This is a genomic window from Klebsiella sp. KE9456, from assembly GCF_043832615.1.
GTDB lineage: Bacteria > Pseudomonadota > Gammaproteobacteria > Enterobacterales > Enterobacteriaceae > Klebsiella > Klebsiella indica.
Window position 1 is genome coordinate 1 of the sequence record NZ_JBDYQK010000032.1, and the last position, 21,346, is coordinate 21,346.

Sequence of the window (21,346 nt, forward strand, 5' to 3'; positions counted from 1 at the left end):
TTGGAGGTACTCAGGCGGCCTGATTATCAAATCACGGAGAAAGAATTGCTGGCGGCCTGGGTATTATTCGCCAATCAGTTGCTCAAATATGGCTATGCTATGGCTGATTTATGAGGGGATCCTTCAGCGTTCAGCATGACACCACGGAACAGGATTTCCTCATTCAGCGGGGCAAGGATAAAGACGGCCAGCAACGTCAGGATCACATCGGGTATGGACTTATCGGCAAAAAGTTTCGTCATAAATGGCTCAGCGGGCAGGTCCAGCACTTTACCCAGCAGAAATTCACCGACATACACCACGGCCATCGCGCCAACCAGCCACAGTGCGCCAACGTTGCTCAGCTGGCCAACGACCGGTAGCGGAGCAACCCAGCGGCGGTATACCAGGAAAACACACAGGAGGTACACCAGTACAGCACCATGACTGAAGAACAGCGTATTTTTCCCCAGCCCATAGAGCAGAACAGCCTGCCCCATGACAAACATGGCCCCCCAGGCTATGGCCCAGGCTGCCAGCAGAACCAGCATAAACTGCAGATATTTATTACGTGACTGAATCATTTTATCCCCTGTTAATTTTTAAACAGAATCGGCTTGACACTCAGGCCGGTTTTCAGACCTAATTTAAATGATACAGAAAATGATTGCCGATTTTTTTAATGGAGAAAGTGAAATGAAATTCAACACGAAGATTGCTCTTATTCTGGCTGCATCCGTAATCAGTTGCAGTGCCTTTGCTCAGAGCGTATCCGCGCCGAAAACCGATTCTTTACTGAGCAGCATTCTGGGTGAGCAGGTACAGACAAACCAACATCTTGTACAACTGCTGGCAAAGGATCAGGATGCCGGTATTACACTGACCCCGGAACAAAAGAAAACCTCTTGCCTGTATGAAAGTCATTACTACAGCAGTGGCGCACCACTTACCGTCGGAAAAGAAACACTCCGCTGCACGCTGAGTGGCGAAATCCCGACATGGGAAAATGTGAACGAGGGCAATATTGTCTCTGTCGAAGGCAAATAAAATCCCTTTGACAGCCTCTCAATTATCCGCACCAAAATGATTTAAAAAAATCTCCTTTTGATGGTATATTTTTTACTCGAAATAGAAATCATTAGGAGATTGTTATGGTTGATGCCCCGCCCTCAATCCCGCTGCCAACTTGCATGGTTGAAGCAGCACAGATTTATCACATTCCTCTCCGTGGATTCCTCGCCTTGTGGCTGACTGAAGGCGGAAAACCGGGAATGAAAAATAAAAACAAAAACGGCACTTACGATTACGGCGCATTCCAGATAAACACCATCTGGGCGAATAAGCTGGCGTCCGATTTTGGCGTGAAAGCGGAGCAGCTGCAGCATGACTTCTGCGCCTCTGCAATGGCCAGTGCCTACATCCTCAAATACAACATCATTCTCGAAGGGGGGGATTTCTGGCAGGGTGTCGGCCGCTATCACTCCAACACGCCGGCGCGTAAGGCCTGGTATATCGGGAAGGTTTACCAAAATTCTCTGAGGTTCTGATGCAAAACCAGCCACAACGGAAAGGGGGAGGGGATGATGGCCTGATGATTATCGGGGCCCTTCTCATCATGATCACAGTGATGTGGTTTGGCTTTCGTGATTATGTGATTTACGGAGTCTGTCGCCTGCTTTACTGGATCTACGGTGTACTGCCGGACGCCATTACGCCGGGTAATGCGGCCGAGCGCCGGGACATGCTGCTGTCGGCGGCGCGGTATAACCACCAGGTTTCGCTGTGGGACTTTATCAGCGTGATGAACGACACGGCCAGCGTGCTCTTTCCCCTGTTCATTTTAATCATCGGGTTGTTCGTCTGGGTTATCTCGCGCAATCCTTACTACCGTCTGACCCGTAAACTGACCATCCGGAACCTTCCCTGGGTGATGGTAAAAAACTATCCGGGGATAGCTCATATCCTCGCCCGGTTTGGCCACCTCGATCAGCTGCTGCTGAATGAAGATCCGGAAGAAGCACGCAGCGCGCAGTCACCCGTTGAGTTTGCCCAGGAACATAACCTGATTGATACCGCTAAGCGCCGCCTCCGTAAAAAAGCCGCACATAAAGTCTTCCTGTCACAGGTAAACCTGGCCCCCGAAGGGGCGGCCCTTTCCCTGGCGCCCTGGGAAAAAGCGCTCGCAGCCTCGTTTGTACATCTGCGGTTTATGGGCGACCGGCCAACGGCTAAATCCATTCTCGACGATCTCAACCGTTCCTGCCTGCGGACTAAAGACGGTTTCCCTGATTATTCGCTGGCCGCCGGGTTCTGGACCGTCGCCAGCCAGTGTGAAGCGTTCCGAGAATTTGCAAAGGGGCGCCGCAGCTCCCGTTCGCTACTCTACGCGCTGTTCGATGATGACCTGCAGCTGCCATCCGCTAATTTCCGGTGGCTTAAAGGTGTGGACCGCACGTTATGGTATGCACTTTCAAGCGCCGGCCGCGGGAAGTTCTTCATTGAGGGAGGTGGTGTTATTGCCTGGAGTCAGTGCGAAAGTTACCGGCTGACGCTCGATGAAGAAAAGGCGGCGAAATTCCCGCCGACCGTGCGGGCGGCCGTGCTGGGCCTTGAGCTGGATCTGCTCCATTACCGCCATATTGACCGCCGCGATCCCGCCATTCCGGTCGCTCACTGGCAGGAAGACGTTATACCGCCATTTGCATTTGAATCTGACGCTGAAGCGGAAGACGAGCCGGCTACGCCGCCTGCAGCTCCGCACGACACCCCGAACAACAGTCTGCGACTGACAGACGATGAACCGACGCCGGCTAAACCTCAGCCGGCAACCCGACCCGATCACCTGGAACTCTAAGCGAGGAAGTATGAAACTCACCGTAAAAACCGATCGCAACACACTTTATCTTTCCGCTGACGGAAACTACCAGGAACAAGCCCTGCACTCCTTCCCCCTGTCAGCCTGTCATTTTGGACTTGGCCATGATGCCGGCAGCGGCCACATCCTGACGCACAATACGTTTTCTGGTGAAGCGGTGCAGCTGTTCCGCTTTGAAAACGAATATCAGGCCATCGAGGCGCTGAACAATATCCGTAAAAAGCTGAAACAGCAGCGCGGACTCAATGCCGTGCGCCGGCTGTCTAACTTTATCTTCTGGCCAGTCGCCGCGCTGGGCTTTATCGTCTCCATCAACGGCGCGTTGATGAATATGCATCAGCCGGCACAGCCACTGCAGGCAAACTCGTATGCTCCCGCGCCGGGTCTGCAGCAGCCTGCCACTGCGCCGGAGCAGCTGCAGGTTCAGGCAGCACCTGAAGCCCCTAAAAAACTGGCTGATAACGACTTGCTGTCACTGAAAGATGCCGTCACCAGCGGACGCTTTACAATCTCGCTTTCAACCGGGCATAAACACACCCTGTATGTGTTTTCCGATCCGATGTGCCCGCACTGCCGCGCGCTGGAACCCCGACTGCAGGAACTGAGCAAACGCTATAACGTCGAGATTTTCCCCGTGTCCGTTTATGGCGACCTGCGCTCGATGGTCCGCGCCGCTCCTGTACTCGATACCGGGAAAGATACCCGACTGAAAAGCTGGGAAGACACGATTAACATGGGATACACCACCATGAACCCGAAAATTGACGATCCGAAAACAGCCCCGGATACCACCGGCGCCCGCCTGGTTGACGCGAACAATATGGCATTTGCGAAATTCGGGTTTATCGGTACCCCGTCCATCGTTGCCGATTCGGGTGATGTGATCCCGGTTTCCGTCGTCAAAGACGATGCCCGCCTGCAGCAGGCAATAGGAGAATAACCCGGAGCCGCTATGCAACAGGAATCTGTAGACAGTAAAAAAGTCCTCCGCCCGGATGGTTCGTTCATGGAGTGGTTCCTCACTCCGAACGTACAGTTTGGCCTGCTGGCCATACTGACCGTGCTGGGTCTGTTTCTCCCCTTTACCATGCTGCTGAGCATCCTCATCCTTCCGCCGCTGATGGTGGCATTCACGGATCGTAAATTCCGGCCACCGCTGCGAATGCCGAAAGACTGCGAAATGTTCGACGACACCCTGACCACGGAAACCCAGGCGGAATACCGTCTGGGGCCCATTCGCATCCCGCATAAGGTCCGGGAGCGAAAGAAAGCGAAGGGAATTTTATATGTCGGGTATGAGCGGGGACGCCTGTTCGGCCGCGAGCTGTGGCTGAACATGACGGACCTGCTGCGCCACATGGTATTTTTTGGTACCACCGGGTCGGGTAAAACCGAAACCTTCTATGGGTTTATCGTTAACTTCCTGCTGTGGTGCCGTGGCTACTGCCTCTCAGACGGTAAAGCAGATAACAAGCTGGCCTTCGCCACCTGGTCGCTGGCGCGCCGTTTCGGCCGTGAGGATGATTATTACGTTCTCAACCTGCTGACCGGCAGTATTGACAGGTTCGTGAACCTGGTGAAGCAGGAAAGCATCCCCGCGCAATCCAACTCAGTCAACCTCTTCAGCGTTGCCCCGCCGACCTTCATCATCCAGTTGATGGAATCCATGCTCCCCCAGGTGGGCGGGGATTCGGCACAGTGGCAGGATACGGCAAAAGCCATGATGTCGGCGCTGATCAATGCCCTGTGTTATAAGCGCGCCCGCGGCGAACTGCTTTTGTCACAGCGCACTATTCAGAAAAACATGTCGCTGCCGGCAATGGCCGCGCTGTACGTGGAGGCAAAGAAAAACGGCTGGCACAGCGAGGGTTACGCCGCGCTGGAAAGTTATCTGGAAAATACACCAGGCTTCCTGCTGGCCAACGCGGAATACCCGGAAACGTGGGAAGCCCGCGCCTTCGAACAGCATAACTACATGAGCCGTCAGTTCCTGAAGACGCTCTCCCTGTTCAATGAAACTTATGGCCATGTTTTTCCGGAAGACAGCGGCGATATCCGGATGGACGATATTTTCCACAATGACCGCATTCTCATCGTCATGATCCCGTCGCTGGAGCTGTCACGCGGTGAAGCGGCCACGCTTGGCCGTTTATATGTGACGCTGCAGCGAATGACCATCAGTAAGGACCTGGGCTACCAGCTGGAAGGGAAAAAAGAGGAAGTCCTGCTCACTCACGCGCTGAATAATCAGGCGCCATACGGGCTGATTTATGACGAGCTGGGCCAGTATTTCACCAGCGGTATGGATACGCTGAGTGCGCAGATGCGTTCACTGGAAAAAATGGGCGTATTTTCCTCCCAGGATCACCCGTCGCTCGCCCGCGGCGCGAACGGCGAGGTGGATTCGCTGATCGCCAACACCCGCGTGAAATATTTTGAGTCGATTGAAGACCGGAAAACCTTTGAAATACTGCGCGAAACCGTCGGCCAGGATTATTATTCTGAGCTCTCCGGGCAGGAAGCCGAACACGGCACGTTTTCCAAAACGGTCCGGGAAGGGGATCTGTACCAAATCCGTGAAAAGGACCGCGTGAACATTCGTGAGCTACGTAAGCAGACCGAAGGTCAGGGGGTAATTTCTTTCCAGGATGCCCTGGTACGCAGCGCCGCGTTTTACATTCCGGACAATGAGAAGTTTTCCAGCGAACTGCCGATGCGGATAAACCGCTTTATCGAGGTATTGCCGCCATCGCCGGCAACGCTGTACAGCATTTATCCGGAACGCAAGGATGATGAACTGGCGGAAACCAACCCGGATGCAATGCGATTCCCGCCGATCAAGCTGTTCGGCTACGACAAAGCGGCCAACAGCCTGCTGGAAAAAATTGAGGTCTTCTACGAGCTGCAGTGTGGCGCAATTTCACCGGAGGAAATGTCGGTGTGCCTGTTTGAACTGTTCGCTGAATGGCTTGATGGAACGGAAACGGACGACGTGCTTTACCACCAGGAAGACGATCTGTTCCCGATGATCGAGATGTAACCCTGTTAAAAGGCGGGGAGTGGTCCCCCCGCCTTTAGTTACGTTTCCGGTCAGTCAAAATACTGCCGGATCAGCTCCAGGACCGCTATCACAGCGTTAGACACTGCAACAACTGCCCGCAGAACGACGATTAACAAGTTAATCATCCGTTTGCTCCATACAGAGCAGGAACACCGCTGATCGCCCTTACATTGCCTGTCACAGCGGCTACCTCACGTCAATTGTTTAGATGTTCCCACTCCAGCCAGGGCATTGAAACAGCACCACCTGTTTTTCAACCAGGGCTTTAAACCGTTCACGCCGCGTAAGCGGGGGCTGGAGAAGAACGTCAACAGATTGACCCGCGCAGTATACCCTATTCCCGGTGGTTTGCATTTACTGCACTCATGGCGTAATATTTAACCGTCAATTGTTTAGGTGTTCCCGCCTCCATCCGGGGCAAAACATGAAAACCCGATCTCACCAGTCGGGTTTTTTTGTGCCTCCACCCTGGCAGAAATCGCATTTCCTCAAATAAGCGCCTGAAACGCTCTCTGTGGCCTTCACTGCAAAAAGAGCAACATTCCCCTGCCTTCACCCTTTTTAACGCGCCTGCGAGCGGCTGACGTGGATAACCGCGGCTAAATCGATCCTCTTTTCCCTGTTAATTTTAAAACTGACAGCAGACACTGGCGTTGATTGCCTGAAAGGCATTGCACGCCATAGCAGATGATTTTCCTGCCTGACTGCCCTGCAGGTGACGCTGTGGCCACATTACCCCCTGGCTACTGCGAGCGGGCGGTGTGACGTTAGCGGCGCACCGGGCGCGTGGGTAGTAGCGTTGACGTCAGGGGTGCGGGTCGCAGCCCTTCCGTCTTACGGGGGTGTTCTTAGTTACATCATCCATCATGCTTTTTTCTGCCGAGCCGTTGGCTCGGCGGGGAAAAGCACGGTGGGGCAAAGAAAAATCTACAGTGGTGGTTTCTGCTGGCCACCCTGCCCGGCATTTGCCGGGTGCTAACCTGGGAGCATAGCGACCATTCTGGCCGTCGTGCCGCGTAGCGGCGCTGAAAGGCCAGGCATATTCCCATAATCCACAGAAAATTGAGCCTGAATAACAGTGATCTCTTTATTGAATAAACATCTTTTTAAAGAAGTTAAGAGTGTATTGCAGCTTGCTTTGACCACGATTGCAGGTGACTTTATTTCCTCCTTTGCGGATAACTGTGGATAGTGGTGATCTCGCTGCCGGTTATCCACCGGCGGCGCCAGAACGTCAAAAAATCACGATGGCCACACGTTAAAACTGGAGGAAATTTGAGCAGGTCGCGCCGGCTGGCGAGCACGAAAACCGCCAGGCGGCGGTAAGAGAATTACAGGGGGAGAAAATCAGTGATAATCAGGGGGACCGGATTCCCTCTCCAGCCCCAGATCGAGCTGATACAGGTGGCTGCGTACTCGCTGGGTAAACTGCTCAGGCGACAGCGCGTGCAGTTCGTCTTTCGGCAGCGTCCGTATCAGATGAACGGACATGGCGTAAGCCCGGTCGTCATAGGGCTGTTCTGCCAGCGCTTTCAGCTTCTTCTCGCGCTTACCCTTCAGGGCGGCTTCACGCCGGCGAACCAGCGTGGCGTGCATCATTTTTTCATACCAGCGCCGGCGCGCGGCTTTAACAGAGATTTCTTCCGCCTGGCCATGTTCATCACGGGTTATCCAGCCTGCAGCTTCAGCGGCCACCTGTTCGGCCTGCTCCGCATACAGCTTATCGAGATCAACACCGATCATCTTCCAGAGGCGTTCCGTCAGCACGACATGCTTGGGGAACCACTTGCGGTTAAACGGGTCCCATGTGACGCCTTCAGGCAGCGCCAGTAACCCGAATTCCATCATGTGCTGCAGCAGCCGGCAAACCCGCGGTACCGTCACTTTCCGGATCACGTTCCCTTCGCTGTCCTTTTCGCTGAGCTGCCACGCCATTTTACTGAGGTTGATAGTGTCGATATGGGTAGCCCGGTCAACGGTGCTGACCAGGAGCGGCACAATCGCATCGAGTAATTTCTCCCGCTCCGGGCGGAAGTCGCGCTTCCGGCCAGCCTGCTCGCGCAGCTGCACGAAGTACGGGTGGCGGCTGATCCGCATACGCAGACTTAACGCGCCCGTTTTGCGATCGCGGCGAACAAGGCGGTTGTAGGCATGGCCAAGCTGGCCAGGGAGCTTTTTGAAATTGTCCGGTCGGTACCAGCTGGGCTCCGGGCAGAGACACGCCGTTGAGTGCGTACCGCGACGACGGCGGGTTTTGCGCACGGGCTTGGTGCCTTCATCGAGAAGCAGCTGCAGGGGCGATTCTTTAGGGGACTGGCTTTCAAGCCAGGAGATGAACTCCGGCGAAAGACCTTCTACTGACTCAATGTCAGAAAGCTGTAGGTATGGATTCTTTTGATTCACCAGCCCCTGCACATATTGGCCGGGCTGTATTGCAATAGGTTACGCATTTGCTATAATCCTTTCTGCCAGTGGGCAGTTTGCACCCCCTGATTCCTGAGAGACCGGCCAAAGTTTCCAACAGGGATCAGGGGGTTTTACTTTTTGTGGCTCCTGCCACTCCTAAGCGGTACATCTCCGGGCCGCTCTTCCCGTGCTAAATTCAGTAATAACCCCGTAAGGTTATGTAAACGCCGCTTAACATATCATGCGTTTCTAAGCGGGGCAATACCTGCGAACCCGCTTTTACATAGTAAGATCACTCTTCAGAATCGTCAAATTTCAATCCGTCGTAATAGCTTTTGACAAGAAATTCAATGACTTCAGCCTGAGTGAGTTTTTTAACTTTTGTGATCTCTATCAACATTCTTTTTGCATCTTTGGGGAGATAAAGGTTTAACTGGTCGTGTGTTTCCCGGATACGGTTCCGGTACTCTCTCTGGAACTCCGGGTTACTCTTCTGTTCCTGGCGCTCAGTAACTCTGTTCACTCTTCCTCCCACAGCATACGACTATAACCACCTGAGTATACATGAAAAAACCGCCTTTTCAGGCGGTTTGGAAGTAAACATCAATACGTTCGTGGTAGCATCCAACCTTCATCAAGCATAGTCTTTCGCCACTGGAGATATTTTTCACCCCTGTATTTTTTATGTTGCTCATGCATCCTGGTTAACATTTCCAGCTGGCGATATGCTAGGCCGGCATTGAGCAAGATTATTTCAACAGTAGGCACATGTCGGTTCCGAATATTTACGACAAGTTTACTATCAGTATACTCCCAAGACTCAATTGTCTCGGCCTCAAACAAAATTCTCTTTTGCTTAATAGAGGCCTGTACAGCATAAAGGGCAGCAATACCAACAACACCGGAGTCCATATCTATACCAAAATATGTTTTCTGAGCCGGCATGTATTGTTCCTCTTTAGCCGATGGATTAAAGCATCCATAAACTCTCATGCCTGCAACGACCTTTTTGACTCCCTTACTTTTTACCTGGCGTACAACATATGTGATCAGCATGGCATCGAAAACAAGTAGAGCAACAAACCACGCCAATGCCAGGCTTCCACCTAAAGTAAGAAAGCCAGAATATACAGTCAACGGAAGACTTATTGTTAAAATAACTATACTTATGGCTACAGACAGGCGTGACAGATAGTAGCCAACACCTTTTGATTTAGCCATGTTGTTATCGACAACAGTATACGAATATCCTTTCATATCACGCCCCCGCTATACCATCTTTGTCTTTATCAACCGTATTGGTTGGGTTGAAGTTCTTCGGCCCAGAAGGACGTCCACCTGTATTTTTAGCTCCACGACCAAATGCAGCAAACAGGTCGTGAACATGATTCTGCATATCACCAAGAATTGAATCGTTATGCTTGTTACCAATCCAGCTGATGACGTAGTTAGGCATCCTTGCAGGTAATGCAAATACCCTAGCGACCATACCTGTACACATCCTTGCATAGACAAAAAGGATACCTATCATTGACCAAAGGCCAGTTGTTGAATCTGCCTGTACATTTTCCATTGCTGTTTTGAAAATATAGTTAAGCGCGGTGCCAAGAGCCACAATGGCCAATGATGCAAAAATGAACCCCATTACCATCAACAGTGGTCGAATCATCACATCTATCAGGAAAATATATCCATACGTTGACCGGTCCTCATTAGTTTGGCCAATGTTAATATGGGTAGCGGCCCACAATGAAGATGCAACGATACCAGTCAGCAAAGTAACTAACCAATCCGCCATTGCGACAAACCAATAGATAAATGGCACAAATGGAAGCCAAATTGAAAGCGTTAACCCTATACAGAACAGAGCGACTAAAATCATGTATACGATCGGAGCCGCAGTTTTAATTACACCCTTAATAATATCCTTACCTGAAGTGAAGAAATTAAGTAATCCCGCCCCCATTCCAGCAGCGTTATTACCATCTGCAACACTCATTGCGACATTAACAGCTCCCCAAGCAGCTAGACCACTCTCAGCAGTAAACATCGTGTAATCACCAATGGCTTTCATTTTCAACAAGGGATTCGTTACATCGCTGTATCCATCGCCAGTGCCGTAGTTTCTAGTGGCAAGCCATGAAGTAACATTAAAGTTGAAAATTTTGGTAATCAACGAATCTGCATCACCACTTTTTGCCGCTTCTTCGATGCCTTTATTGTCAATGTTCTGAGCTAAAGCATTATCAGCAGTACCTAAAGGGGGAGTGTAGGTACTGTTTTTCAGTTGTGAATGATATGCCTGGAACAGACCTTTATAATAGTCCGTAGAACCTACATCACCATCACCACTTATCCCTGATACAATAGGTTTCAGATTAGCAACGTCCTTCAGCTCAGTGTTAGCAGTTGCCAGGGTATGATAATAAATACCAAGATATAGCCAGCCTTTTTCCTTTATATCCGACTCCATTTTCTGGAGCATATCATTGCTTCCGGCAGCATTGTCTGCAGCTTGCTGTACTTGTTGTTGGTAATCTCTTGCTGCTGTCTGAATTGCAGTTTCAACGTCAGGCAGCTGCCCATCTCCGGAACGCATTTTAGACATATAAGCAGAGTTAAATTGCTCTGCTGTATTCTTCATCTTACTCCAAAGCGAGTCTGTAGCCTGCTGTTGAACTGCATAAACAGAATCAGCGTAACCACTGGAGAATACCGAAGTCCAACCTGTAGGTTTTTGTGGTAATTTAACAGTCCCACAAACAGCAGAACCATTGTCAACTGAAATTGAGTAACTAGAATCACCAGTATTAAACTTCATCTGGCTATTACTTTCATAATGTTGGCCTGAAGCCTCCATCTGAGCTAACCCTTGATTGACACCAAGAGCGCACAAGTTCATTTCGAACATTCCTTTAGCCACAGAAGCCATTTCTGGCATAACTGGCGTTATATAAACAGCTTTGCCACTCGCTAGTTCCGACGCTGTTTTATCTGCAATAACATTGGCAGAACCTACACCTATGATTGACCCACACCACAGGAAGAGCAGTTGTGCAACGGACCATCCAACAACAGTTGGAACCAAAAGGAGCCAGCCGAATGTTGTTTTAACAAAATTGAAGGCATTATTCCCATCACCCTCTATAAACTTCCCAAGTTGCCCTGCCTGATGTAGTTTTTTAATACTGATTATCGCCATATAAATCAGCGCTAATATGGCGATAACCTCATTCACTGTGAAAAATACGTTATTTAACAACCCATCACCTGACGGACTGAAAGGATTATTTACCACTTCACCAAAAACGGTATGCAGCATCTGACGTGACAAATCACCAGACCGTTTAGCAGCCTCTGTAATACTATCAATTCCCAGATCTGCAGAATATGCCGGGGTAATGAAAAGCGATAGCGGCAACAATGCGACCAATGAGTTTCTTGACTTATTCATGCGCCCCCCGAATCTGGCCAGCTTGTTCAAAATTAAATGTATTGCGCACACCGTTATCGTTAATAAAATGTCTCAATGTACCGAATTCTTCTTCAGAATGGGCCTCATTGCGTAATTGCCAACCTAAAAATTCATAAGTCATTGCTTTTACGAACGAGTAGATACAAACAGCAAACATTAAACCAAGTGTTAATGTCACCTTCAGAAGGCTTACATTGTATTCAGTATTAACAATCAATTTTACACAGCCAGCGATTAAAAACAGGGCAACAAAAACAGCTATAAAGAAGCAACATAACCAATATTTTTTATACTTACCGGCTTTAGCTAGATGCTGTTCTAAGGGGATAGAACTCTTTTTAACAACATCCTCAAACGACTGATTCGAAGCTGATTTTTCGTCCGGAGCTTCCAAATTTTTGATTTGCTTCTTAACGAAAGAAGCCCGCTCATTGAGCAGGCTGATAGATTCCCTTAGTGATTTCCACATAAACTGAATATCACTAATTCCGGTAATATGATAAACCGCTTTTTTCATGCGGCCGGGGGATTTTGTAACTTCTTCCCCTGTTTTATTTTCGTCTGTCATTTTCTGGATACTCCCGCGTTCACACTCTCCAGCTGTGCTGCCAGCATCGGTTTGTATGTTTGATATGCGTCGTTCGCCAGGATCTGGCCAAGCAGCACATTTTGTTTCTCCAGCTGCTGTTTGGTTTTCAACACTAACCAGTTGTTCAGATTGGCGATATTGATTTGCTCACGCATCAAATCTTCGGTGTTCTTGTTGGTCAACGTCGCCTGGTAAGCAGGGTTGCTGTAACGGCGACCTACTTCGAATTCCTCAAACTCTCTGGCAGACATACGGTTAAGCTGTTTCGCCCTGTTACTGGCCGTCGCCTGGAAATAGGATTCGACTTCCGGCACTTTGCGCGCATCTGCAAGCGCGGCATCAGTGGCCGGGTTCGGTTTAGAGTTGGCGATCATTTCCATCTGAGGTTGTGCGGCCGCGTCGGTGAGCGCCTGGTATTGCTGAATCATGCCCAGGTAAATTCGCCCGCTGGCGCCTTTAACTTCCCCACGACTCAGCTGACGACCAGCACTGCGCAACGCGGTATTTTTCATATAGCGCAGCGCCGCATCTGTCTGCTCATCTGTAAACGTCAGATCAGGTGCCTTGCCTTCTTTGCCGGCGCCATAAAGCAACGAGCTCAGCGACGTATCTGCCCGCGGCATGTCAGATACACTTGGGCAGAATGAAGTCCCGCCAAATGCAGCATAATCCGAACTGTCGCAGTACTGGCTGTGAACTTCGGCCGTTGAAGATGCATCCACGTCGGTTGCGCGTGCCGGCACTTCAAAAATAGCCTTAACATCTTTCGCAGAACTGGCGCTTCCCAGCGTTCGCTGACCGCCAGCGGCCGCAGAGGATACCCCCGCGGCGCCACCGCCAATAGACTGCGCACATATATCATCCGGAACACGGTACTTATCCTGTGCCTGCAGCAGCCGGTCATTACGTTTTTGCTCGACTTCGAACTGTCGGTTAGTTTCAGCCACCTGCTGCATTAATGCTGCCTGGCGATCGCCCTGCTGGCTGATTGCCGTACCAATGTTAATCAGCGTGGCCTGGATATTACCTAACAGGCCATTAGCTGTGCTCAACGCCGGCATAACCTGCGTTGAGATGGGAATGCTGCTGTTAACGTTGACCGTATAGGCAAATGCTGACTGTACGCTGAAGGCCAGAATTGAAACGGCCATCACTGACCGTTTTGCTTTTCCGATTTTTATCATCTGAATCCCCTTCTCACATCAGAAATGATTTCTTTAGCGAGCTTCATCGCCATAGTTTGTGATTCTTCTTCAGAATCACGCTCACCACCCTGATTGACCACCATTTCATCAATGATACTTGATGCACTTCCCATAGGGAATCTATTTGCTAATTCTTCCCTTTCTTTTTTCGTTCCAAGCTCTTCATAAAGCACATCTCTGAGCGCTCTGTCTTTTGCAGATGAGTTCAAAGCCCAAAGCAGTTTTGGACCTAATGTGTTTTTCAGAATGTGGCAAATAAGACCACGTTTTGTTTTAAAAATACCGAGGAATGCAGTACCACTTCCGTCCGGATAAACCCCTTGCGGAAGCTGTCTGAAACGACGCAGGATATCGGCCGGGATGTTGATCTCTAATTGCTTCAGATACTCTTCATCCCCTTCCGTCAGGCGCATCATAAACAGGCTGTTCATGGTTTTAAGCACACTCGAAGGCATATGGCTCAGATACTGAGACGAGAACGCAGTACGGACGTTGAATTTACGATCTTCAAGGTCAGCGGTATTCAGCGCATTTTGGATAAAGTCGATGCCGGCAAAGTTATGACACTCATCATAAAAGGTATGTTTAACTTCTTCTGAAAGCTCCCTGATGCGCGCCTGGTGATATGCCCTGTACTGCTCCGGTAAAGCAGGAATGAAGGTTTCTGCGGACTGAGGCAGGTAGTAGTTACGCACAGCCATCTGGCGCGCAAAAAGATACATAATGCCGGACTTGAGCTTACCTGCAGGTGTCGTTCTGTCACCGAGGACGTTTTGCATATCCAGGATCGCAATGCGAGTCTCCGGGCTGAAATCATAAACCGTGATCCCAGAGAAAATGGCATACTCAGCTGCTGCAGCCTGGAAACAACGTGCAACGAAGCCTACTACAGGCTCACTCCCATTAACTTTTACGTCAGCGTATTGGTTTTTAAATGATTCAGTTTGTAGTTCAGCAATAAAATCGTGAATAGTTGGCACAGCATAACGCTGAGCAACCGTCGCAGCATGAAGATATTTTTTGGCAAACAGCTTATCAACGACTTCCCACCATGTAGCTCTTTCAAACCAGTCTTCACCGAGCTCTTTATCCAGACCTGATTCTTTCAGAGCTTCATTAATCACCGGGTCGTTATACTTAAACAAGTTAGCACTTGAATGCGCTTTTGCTTTGTATACGTTTGATACAACCTTACTGACGATTTGGCCAACGCTCATTGCATCTGGCGGCTGGCCAATTGCCGGATCAATACAGAATGCGTTAAGCATCTGCTTTAAGAATACTTCCTCAAACTGCGTCAGATACCTTGAACCTAACTGCGTATCGCAGATGTTAATACAGTGCGATTCGTCATTGTTCAGGGTGATACTGGCAATCTGGTGACGTTTCTCTGACGGCAGCTCAGCGCTAATCAGATCGGCGATACCTTTTGCACTGTAGCCCTTATCAATGATAGTCAGATAAGGCAGTTTTTTATCAGCCCGGTAAATCGAACTCAGGTTAAGGCGGTTGGCCAGCACGCTTTTACCGGAACCTGGAACACCGGTGATGACATCGGTAAATTTCTCCTGCAGGGGACTGGCGATTTGATAGGGGAACAGCTTGCCATCGAGCGTGATGAAGTTGATATTGCCTTTACCATGCCAGGGACTGGCCGGACGTTCAAAAGGTAACATCCGCAAGCCTTCACTCAACGGCGGATAATGCAATGAGCCAGGTGTGGCCGTCGTCAGCCCCGGAACGGATGCAATCAGTGCGCTACCTGGATTGCCATATGTCTTGGACACACCTGATACACCCCAGCCTTCAATCGCCTTAGTTAAAGCCGCCAGGTTGCGTTTGGCTTCATCCTTAGTGTCACCCCAGGTGGCAAAGTTGATGGCCATGATAGCCGTTGGATCGGTTTCGCTCTGGGCCCCGACATAATCCATATCACGCGCGATAGTACCGAGTGAGGGAATGAAACGAAGGAAAGAGACGATCACTGATGGCCAGAACAATGCTTTTTTGCCCCCGCCCATAAAGTCATATTTTATCCGGTACGGGATTTTCCGGTTAATCGCGTTGAATAACTGCTTAAATTTGACAGGGTGAAGTGGTGGCAACTCAAGGGCAACAGAACCGTAATACTTGCCATCGCAGTAAATCAGGCCACCATCTTCTTCCAGTTCCCCTTCCATGATCTGGATATTCAGCCGCGGCGGCAGCACTGAGTCGATATTGCCTTTCCGTGGAGCGCCATAGACTCGCAGATTTTGGTCAAACGGCGTGCGAGGGTACCAGTTTTCTGATGTTGAGTTCCGGAACAGCATCTGACGCATCATTGCGCCGGCGTGTTTGACATCGAGGACATCAACCAGAAGCCCCATCCCCGACTCATCATCCCCCTGAAGCATACCAATCAGCCGCCAAAGCATCGCGTCATGCGTGATCTTCAAACCTTCAAGCTGAAATTCGATTGGGTTCTGACTGAAGCGAGTCTGCGGGATATCCTTCATAACGCCGGCAGCTTTTGCCTGCTCGTTTTTAAGTTCATCCTTCGCAATCATCCCCTTCGAGGTATACAGCACGATGTAAGCGCGTTCACGGCTGTAATGGGCAGCGATTTTTTTTGCGTCATCGGCGATCAGGTCTTTAATGTCTATCTGCAGGCGCTCTATTGCTGCTACCTGCGGTTTATAAACATTATTCAGCTCTTCCTGGTTCTTGGTAAAGTCGCGCTCAAACACCACAGACAGCTTATGGCCACTGTTAATAAAGGAATTCGACAACGAGTTTGAAAGGTGCATGATGAAGTCATTAAACGACTTCTCGTCAAACGATGATTTAGCGCCCTGAATCTCAATAACGGTAAGAAAATCGTTGTTCTTCGTGGTCAGTATGTACGGAGCCCTGATTTCAGGATGCTCAACGCGATCCTGCGACGTAAGCCCTACAACCGTTGTCAAATCACAGTATTTTAACGAGTCATTTGACGTAAGATTGCGTGAGATACCTTCGATCACATCCTCAAAGAAAGAAATCATTTAAAACCTCTCTTACCCTTGTAAATTTCATTCCAGTCACTTACATCCGGCAATTCGTCTGACTCTGCGACAGAAGTGACAAACTCATCGTCAAAATTCATGGGAAGTAACTGATGGTGTTTTTTTATCAGGTGCAGTAAATCGTATCCATCATCACTGCCGGTTTCGTTTAGAACTACGTCAGTTGTACTGAGCAATATCTGTTTAAGTTTCTGTGCCTTTTCACGGTAAGAATCGTCCGTTGACTTTTCCGCCTTTGCAATTGAACGAAACAACAGGCTGTAGAGTTTTCGGTTTGTATTTCTCTTCAGCAGAAGTCCGGTTTGAGTCTCTAGTTTCATTTTCTCCGGGTGTTCGAGCGACAGGCATACAGAGCAAAGCATTCTCTCTTTCTGTCCATCTTCTGCGAGGGAGAAAACATCTTTGCTCTTTATCCCGCACACATGGCATCTGGCAGGTTGTTCATTCCTGGTGAGCTTAAAATCTTTCATGGGGGAACTCCGGTATTGGCCCCGCAAGGCGGGGCCGAAAGGACATTACAGGGTTGCGTCAACACCAACAGTTGAACCAACAGAAGAGATCCATGCGGTCAGGCCGACCAGACAGGCTCCAACAACCATTGACCAGAAGATGAAGCCGCCACTGATATCTTTCCCGCGTTTGTTTTTGAGCCACAGAGCAACAAGACCTACGATGAAGCAGACAACACCAACCACTTTACCAGCGGTAATCAGACCAGGCTGGGTACTGGCCATACCTTCCGTGAAGGTATTGATCTTTTCCCAGATAGTCGTTTCAGCTGCAGCCTCTTTGCTCAGCAATGCCAGCGGCAATACCACTAACGATTTTGCTACCGTTCCGCGCAGCTGATACGCTGCGATGGATGCAGATAACGCCTTGTCTTTGATAAATTTAACAATTTTCATAAAGTATCCTTTTTGATTACCAGTGAATGTTTAATGTGCTCTGCAACGCATCGAGCGTTTGTGTATCGAACATCAGAAGTAGTCCACATACAATTTTCACAATGGATGCCCCTCTCGTGCCCGAAGCTGACAGCTCCGTATGGCCCTCAAGGTAAGAGTCTTTCAACCCCTTAATACCCCTGTAAAAAAAGTATGCACCGAGAATTCTAACAATCCCCAGCACTGCGTTGACTGCTGCGGCTCCCATGCCAAACGTAGATTCGCTCGCATAACTGACGGGTCCGAAACTGACATCGCCAAATCCTAAAGTGGCACCGCCTGAGTTCATCTGTGCTTTCAGCGTGATGAGGCATACACAGAAGATGATCCCGGCAAAAATTCTGCCAACTTCAACACCTTTGGTAGAATGCCTGGCCTGCTTCCGCAGGCTCATCAGATATCCAATAACACCAATGATCCCAACGATTGCAGCGACACCTATGATTAGCCTTGTCAGCGGTTCCTGACCACCGTTAGCAACCTGAATTAATACCGATTCTAAATCCATAGTTTCGCCTTTTTAGGTCCTGATTAGCGGATAAGGCCTTTACTTGTTGTAACGATTCTATTTTCAGTATCGATACCTGTAATGGTGACTCCGCCAAGTTGACTTCCGACCTTCACAGCATACGTCTGGTTTTTGTATTTTACCCAAGCAAGATCGCCAGATAAATCATTAATTGAAAAACCTCTCAACAAAGGTAATGCCTGTGACGTTGCACCGGAAATTGTTCCACTCTGATTACCAAATGAAGGCCCATAACCAGCGGCTTTCATTTTCAGTTCCTGAACCTGATTGTTCAGATTTTTAATTTGTTCATTAGCGCTTTGTAACTGACTGGAAAGGATCATCATTCCATTTTTAGAAGTTGATTCTATCGCGTCCAGCCGTTCCTTTTGCTGCAGCAGAATCCCGGAAATCTGCTCGCGGAAGTCACCAGAATCCTGCCCTGCAGGGGCAGACTGTACGCGCGGACGTTGCGCTGAAGACTGGATCGCCCCATTCCCCGTCGCTGGCGCAGTATCACTATCGGAGCCCCCAAACAACCAGACTAAAAGCAGGATAGCGATGACAGCGATACCACCAATCCATGCATAGTCACTGATATTAAGCGGCTTTTTGCTCGCTTTTGCTGCTGGCGTCACTGTCGGTTTTGGCTTTTCAGCAGGCTTAGCAGACACCGGTTCCTGGGCAGGAGCTGCTTCGTTTTTATTGTCATCTTCAAACAGATTCATTATCAATCTCCTTAACGGTAATACGGGTTATTGGTGCCATACCCGTAGCCGGGGTAGCTTGGAAAGTTTTGCTGAGGGTAATTAGGAGCCGGAGGCTGAGGCATCTGCTGAGGTTGCACACTAGATAGTGTGGGAGTTGCTTGCTGCTGCACCTGCTCTGCAGAAGCATTTTCCATATTCTCGCCACAGTCGCTTTCATACACAGGCGCGACAAACTGGATGCCTATGAGTTGGTTACGGTCAACCGTAACCTGCTTAATCGGCAGGCGGGCTGCATCGTCGGCCAGGACACGCCCTGCTTGCTCACCCATCCCGCCAATAATGGTACCGGCAACCGCTTTGCCATCAGGTGTACCAGTTGAACGATATGCATTCCCGCCGTCAGTGATAATCATCTGCGAATTGCTGTCCGCATACAGCTGACCAGTTCGGCCTAATCCGTTAGCAACAGCCGGCAGAATAATACGGCTGAACCAGCGGTTATTTACATTTGAGGAAACGGCCGCGCGCAACGAGTCGGAAGCCACGCCATACGCATCGACCTTACACTGCACTCCGTTCAGCTCCATGCCGGTGAAGTGAATTCGAATACCATCGCCGGCAAGACGGTTTTGGCCAGAATAGAATTTGGCGCCGGCCTGCGCTCCAGTTGGAACATGGGCAATAGCAATACTGTTCTGATCGTCACTGTCCATCGCCGTATCCATTACTGCCGGCACAAGCGTGTAAGCCGATACAAGCCGGGCTCCTTTATCTTTGACCTTATTCTTCGCCCCCTGTTGTTTTTCAGCATCCGGCTTTTTGTTCTGCGGATAGACCGAATCGGTCCACCCTGAGAAGGTGCCGCCGTTCTTGTCATTACCCTCTGCTCCCAGAGGGGTTGCAAGAGCAACACCCGTGACAACCGGTGTTCTGGCCTGGTCTATTTTCTGCAGTAACGTAGCCACAGCTTTAGCCTGACGCTCACGCTCTTTCTGCTCAGCATCATTAGCCTTACTGTTATCGCCCGACTGTTTTGCTGACGATTCCCACGAATATTTTGGTGGCGGTGCTTTGGTGCCGTAATCAACGGCCACCGGGTTACTGGCTGACAACGTGGATATGAAACTATCCCCCGTGAGAGCCGCTTTTTCTGAGTTATCAGCATTCCACTCATTCAGCAGCTTGTTGTATTGGGGATCATTAGCTTTTTCCCTGCCAGTTTTCCCTTCCAGCCCCTGGGCCTTCACCTGCGACCCGCCCGTTGCCGGCTCATCTGATGAGCCAAACAACCAGTACCCTCCCAGAAGCGCCACAACTGCAGCGGCGCCACCGACGTAGAGCATCATTTTTCTGGTTTCTTTACCTTTATCTGTAGCCATCGTCGTTCCCCTTAATTCAGCTCAACTTCAACGTCACGCGCCTGACCGTTAACCGAAAAAGTCAGCACTGGTGTTGCCGGCAGCACGTAAACATGTGTGCCATCGATAGCGGAAAGCGTTTTTTCAAACTCATCCTGCAGCTGCATGTTACTTCTGACGTAGAGCTCATCACCGATCTGCCAGACTTTGGTACTCCCTGGCGCGTTTTTAAGTTTCAACCGCTGAGCATCTTCAGGCGGGATGCCATCGAGCACGCTCTGCAGCTGCTTGTCATACAGTGAGATTTTTTTCTCAGGAGTAGCGGTATAAACCGGTGTGTCAGGACTGCGCTTCGGGATACGGAGATCCAGACGATAATCAACATCAACGGTTTTTGATTTAACGGAGGGTTCTGCCCCCTTCACGTTAATAATGACCGGCGTAGCCAGCCCCTTCAGAAGCACTGTGATGTTCCCGCTGGCATAGGCATTGGTCGGCTGGATTGTGAATACCGCCGATCCTGGAATATAGCCAACACACAGTTCACCACCAGATGCACAGGGACTCGAATTATATGGAGGGGCGCCTAATACCCAGGGGTGTCCGGTTGCATCTGAAAACGTCACTGTGGTTGCCTGGTTTGGAAATACCCGTACCTGCGGAATGGATGCACCAGCTGACAGTGATACCGTCTGGCTTGAAATTCGTGGGATCGGCGTTAATGGTGAGGTTTTGGCCGCCGCGCTCATATCTTCCATTGCGCTGCGGGCAGACCGCACCTGACCAGGGGTAATAGGCTGGATCTGCTGCAGAACAGGTGCAGGTAACTCTTCCAGTGTCTGCGGATTAACATGAGTAACCTGCTGCTGTGGTGGAGGAATCTGCGGCATGGGTGCAGGAGGCAGTGCAGTAGTTGGCTGCTGTTGGGCCTGTGCCTGTGGTTGTTGGCCTTGCGCCTGCTGCTGACCTTGTTCCTGTGCTGTTTGCTGTGGAGGCTGTTGCACCTGTGACTGCTGATTTACGGGCAACCCGGAACTGGCCTGCTGCCATTGAGCAATATCACCACCAGGCACAGCTGGCGCCGTTTGCTGCGGCGCTCCATTACCAGTCGGCGCATCAGCTGCAGATACAGAATTTGCCGAAAACAGTGCGGCCATAAGTACAGTTAACAGTTTAATCTTCATGATTG

At 50.0% G+C, this 21,346-nt stretch carries 20 protein-coding genes and 1 pseudogene; 5 read left to right on the forward strand and 16 right to left on the reverse strand.

Features of this window, described 5'->3' with window-relative positions:
* Positions 1-128: 128 nt before the first annotated feature.
* Positions 129-563: pseudogene (locus ABK821_RS22830) on the reverse strand (CPBP family intramembrane glutamate endopeptidase); the annotation flags it as partial.
* A gap of 79 nt (positions 564-642) precedes the next feature.
* Here ABK821_RS22830 and ABK821_RS22835 point away from each other — a divergent pair.
* The 5 genes from ABK821_RS22835 (at position 643) to ABK821_RS22855 (ending at position 5,894) form a co-directional block, all read left to right on the forward strand.
* Positions 643-1,026 carry a DUF1496 domain-containing protein gene (locus ABK821_RS22835; RefSeq protein ID WP_019725042.1) on the forward strand — a complete coding sequence of 128 codons (384 nt, stop codon included), beginning with the start codon at positions 643-645 and terminating at the stop codon, positions 1,024-1,026.
* Between the two features lie 224 nt (positions 1,027-1,250).
* Positions 1,251-1,526, forward strand: a complete 276-nt coding sequence (locus ABK821_RS22840; RefSeq protein WP_004206888.1) for a lytic transglycosylase domain-containing protein — start codon at positions 1,251-1,253, stop codon at positions 1,524-1,526.
* On the forward strand, positions 1,526-2,833 hold the full coding sequence (locus ABK821_RS22845; RefSeq protein WP_015059988.1) for a hypothetical protein: 1,308 nt from the start codon (positions 1,526-1,528) through the stop codon (positions 2,831-2,833). The genes ABK821_RS22840 and ABK821_RS22845 overlap by 1 nt, the downstream gene beginning before the upstream one ends.
* Before the next feature lie 10 nt (positions 2,834-2,843).
* A complete protein-coding gene (locus ABK821_RS22850) occupies positions 2,844-3,794 on the forward strand; it encodes a DsbC family protein (protein WP_004206886.1) in 951 nt (316 codons plus the stop codon).
* Between the two features lie 12 nt (positions 3,795-3,806).
* Positions 3,807-5,894 carry a conjugal transfer protein TrbC gene (locus ABK821_RS22855; RefSeq protein ID WP_004206885.1) on the forward strand — a complete coding sequence of 696 codons (2,088 nt, stop codon included), beginning with the start codon at positions 3,807-3,809 and terminating at the stop codon, positions 5,892-5,894.
* A 50-nt stretch (positions 5,895-5,944) separates the two neighbouring features.
* On the opposite strand, the gene dqlB is transcribed toward ABK821_RS22855, so the two are convergent.
* The 15 genes from dqlB to ABK821_RS22930 all read right to left on the reverse strand — a co-directional run bounded on the left by dqlB (position 5,945) and on the right by ABK821_RS22930 (position 21,341).
* Positions 5,945-6,040, reverse strand: coding sequence for a DinQ-like type I toxin DqlB (gene dqlB / locus ABK821_RS22860; protein WP_004206884.1), 96 nt, complete (start codon positions 6,038-6,040; stop codon positions 5,945-5,947).
* Positions 6,041-7,262: 1,222 nt separating this feature from the next.
* The gene (gene repA, locus ABK821_RS22865) at positions 7,263-8,318 is read right to left on the reverse strand and encodes a plasmid replication initiator RepA (protein WP_015060006.1); all 1,056 of its coding nucleotides are present in this window, start codon (positions 8,316-8,318) and stop codon (positions 7,263-7,265) included.
* Positions 8,315-8,365: an IncL/M-type plasmid replication leader peptide RepB gene (repB, locus tag ABK821_RS22870; RefSeq protein ID WP_011154478.1), complete on the reverse strand. Its 51-nt coding sequence runs from the start codon at positions 8,363-8,365 to the stop codon at positions 8,315-8,317. Before repB ends, repA begins: the two co-directional genes overlap by 4 nt.
* Before the next feature lie 248 nt (positions 8,366-8,613).
* Positions 8,614-8,856 carry an IncL/M type plasmid replication protein RepC gene (gene repC, locus ABK821_RS22875; RefSeq protein WP_023893611.1) on the reverse strand — a complete coding sequence of 81 codons (243 nt, stop codon included), beginning with the start codon at positions 8,854-8,856 and terminating at the stop codon, positions 8,614-8,616.
* A gap of 68 nt (positions 8,857-8,924) precedes the next feature.
* Positions 8,925-9,578 (reverse strand): hypothetical protein, encoded by a 654-nt coding sequence (locus tag ABK821_RS22880; protein WP_015060005.1) that lies wholly within the window; start codon positions 9,576-9,578, stop codon positions 8,925-8,927.
* A gap of 1 nt (position 9,579) precedes the next feature.
* Positions 9,580-11,775 (reverse strand): DotA/TraY family protein, encoded by a 2,196-nt coding sequence (locus ABK821_RS22885; protein ID WP_015062834.1) that lies wholly within the window; start codon positions 11,773-11,775, stop codon positions 9,580-9,582.
* Positions 11,768-12,364: a hypothetical protein gene (locus ABK821_RS22890; protein WP_015060003.1), complete on the reverse strand. Its 597-nt coding sequence runs from the start codon at positions 12,362-12,364 to the stop codon at positions 11,768-11,770. Before ABK821_RS22890 ends, ABK821_RS22885 begins: the two co-directional genes overlap by 8 nt.
* Positions 12,361-13,569 carry a conjugal transfer protein TraW gene (gene traW / locus ABK821_RS22895; RefSeq protein ID WP_011091082.1) on the reverse strand — a complete coding sequence of 403 codons (1,209 nt, stop codon included), beginning with the start codon at positions 13,567-13,569 and terminating at the stop codon, positions 12,361-12,363. The genes ABK821_RS22890 and traW overlap by 4 nt, the downstream gene beginning before the upstream one ends.
* Positions 13,566-16,616, reverse strand: coding sequence for a conjugal transfer protein (locus ABK821_RS22900; protein ID WP_213758542.1), 3,051 nt, complete (start codon positions 16,614-16,616; stop codon positions 13,566-13,568). The genes traW and ABK821_RS22900 overlap by 4 nt, the downstream gene beginning before the upstream one ends.
* Entirely contained in the window at positions 16,613-17,107 is a 495-nt protein-coding gene (locus ABK821_RS22905; protein WP_004187480.1) for a hypothetical protein, read from the reverse strand. The genes ABK821_RS22900 and ABK821_RS22905 overlap by 4 nt, the downstream gene beginning before the upstream one ends.
* 45 nt (positions 17,108-17,152) lie before the next feature.
* Positions 17,153-17,542 carry a DUF6750 family protein gene (locus tag ABK821_RS22910; protein WP_004187479.1) on the reverse strand — a complete coding sequence of 130 codons (390 nt, stop codon included), beginning with the start codon at positions 17,540-17,542 and terminating at the stop codon, positions 17,153-17,155.
* Positions 17,543-17,558: 16 nt separating this feature from the next.
* The gene (traQ, locus tag ABK821_RS22915) at positions 17,559-18,089 is read right to left on the reverse strand and encodes a conjugal transfer protein TraQ (protein WP_004187478.1); all 531 of its coding nucleotides are present in this window, start codon (positions 18,087-18,089) and stop codon (positions 17,559-17,561) included.
* A 23-nt stretch (positions 18,090-18,112) separates the two neighbouring features.
* On the reverse strand, positions 18,113-18,817 hold the full coding sequence (gene traP, locus ABK821_RS22920; RefSeq protein ID WP_015060002.1) for a conjugal transfer protein TraP: 705 nt from the start codon (positions 18,815-18,817) through the stop codon (positions 18,113-18,115).
* An 11-nt stretch (positions 18,818-18,828) separates the two neighbouring features.
* A complete protein-coding gene (gene traO / locus ABK821_RS22925) occupies positions 18,829-20,178 on the reverse strand; it encodes a conjugal transfer protein TraO (RefSeq protein WP_004187474.1) in 1,350 nt (449 codons plus the stop codon).
* A gap of 11 nt (positions 20,179-20,189) precedes the next feature.
* Positions 20,190-21,341 (reverse strand): DotH/IcmK family type IV secretion protein, encoded by a 1,152-nt coding sequence (locus tag ABK821_RS22930; RefSeq protein WP_004187471.1) that lies wholly within the window; start codon positions 21,339-21,341, stop codon positions 20,190-20,192.
* Between the last annotated feature and the right edge of the window lie 5 nt (positions 21,342-21,346).

What these genes read in the sequence shown, in the direction of transcription:
- ABK821_RS22845 (WP_015059988.1), top strand. Translation starts at nt 1,526, where the DNA reads ATGCAAAACCAGCCACAACGGAAAGGGGGAGGGGATGATGGCCTGATG.
- ABK821_RS22885 (WP_015062834.1), bottom strand. Translation starts at nt 11,775, where the DNA reads ATGAATAAGTCAAGAAACTCATTGGTCGCATTGTTGCCGCTATCGCTT.
- ABK821_RS22840 (WP_004206888.1), top strand. Translation starts at nt 1,251, where the DNA reads ATGAAAAATAAAAACAAAAACGGCACTTACGATTACGGCGCATTCCAG.
- traW (WP_011091082.1), bottom strand. Translation starts at nt 13,569, where the DNA reads ATGATAAAAATCGGAAAAGCAAAACGGTCAGTGATGGCCGTTTCAATT.
- ABK821_RS22930 (WP_004187471.1), bottom strand. Translation starts at nt 21,341, where the DNA reads ATGAAGATTAAACTGTTAACTGTACTTATGGCCGCACTGTTTTCGGCA.
- ABK821_RS22855 (WP_004206885.1), top strand. Translation starts at nt 3,807, where the DNA reads ATGCAACAGGAATCTGTAGACAGTAAAAAAGTCCTCCGCCCGGATGGT.
- traO (WP_004187474.1), bottom strand. Translation starts at nt 20,178, where the DNA reads ATGGCTACAGATAAAGGTAAAGAAACCAGAAAAATGATGCTCTACGTC.
- traP (WP_015060002.1), bottom strand. Translation starts at nt 18,817, where the DNA reads ATGAATCTGTTTGAAGATGACAATAAAAACGAAGCAGCTCCTGCCCAG.
- ABK821_RS22900 (WP_213758542.1), bottom strand. Translation starts at nt 16,616, where the DNA reads ATGATTTCTTTCTTTGAGGATGTGATCGAAGGTATCTCACGCAATCTT.
- ABK821_RS22850 (WP_004206886.1), top strand. Translation starts at nt 2,844, where the DNA reads ATGAAACTCACCGTAAAAACCGATCGCAACACACTTTATCTTTCCGCT.
- ABK821_RS22910 (WP_004187479.1), bottom strand. Translation starts at nt 17,542, where the DNA reads ATGAAAATTGTTAAATTTATCAAAGACAAGGCGTTATCTGCATCCATC.
- ABK821_RS22880 (WP_015060005.1), bottom strand. Translation starts at nt 9,578, where the DNA reads ATGAAAGGATATTCGTATACTGTTGTCGATAACAACATGGCTAAATCA.
- traQ (WP_004187478.1), bottom strand. Translation starts at nt 18,089, where the DNA reads ATGGATTTAGAATCGGTATTAATTCAGGTTGCTAACGGTGGTCAGGAA.
- dqlB (WP_004206884.1), bottom strand. Translation starts at nt 6,040, where the DNA reads ATGATTAACTTGTTAATCGTCGTTCTGCGGGCAGTTGTTGCAGTGTCT.
- ABK821_RS22890 (WP_015060003.1), bottom strand. Translation starts at nt 12,364, where the DNA reads ATGACAGACGAAAATAAAACAGGGGAAGAAGTTACAAAATCCCCCGGC.
- ABK821_RS22905 (WP_004187480.1), bottom strand. Translation starts at nt 17,107, where the DNA reads ATGAAAGATTTTAAGCTCACCAGGAATGAACAACCTGCCAGATGCCAT.
- ABK821_RS22835 (WP_019725042.1), top strand. Translation starts at nt 643, where the DNA reads ATGATTGCCGATTTTTTTAATGGAGAAAGTGAAATGAAATTCAACACG.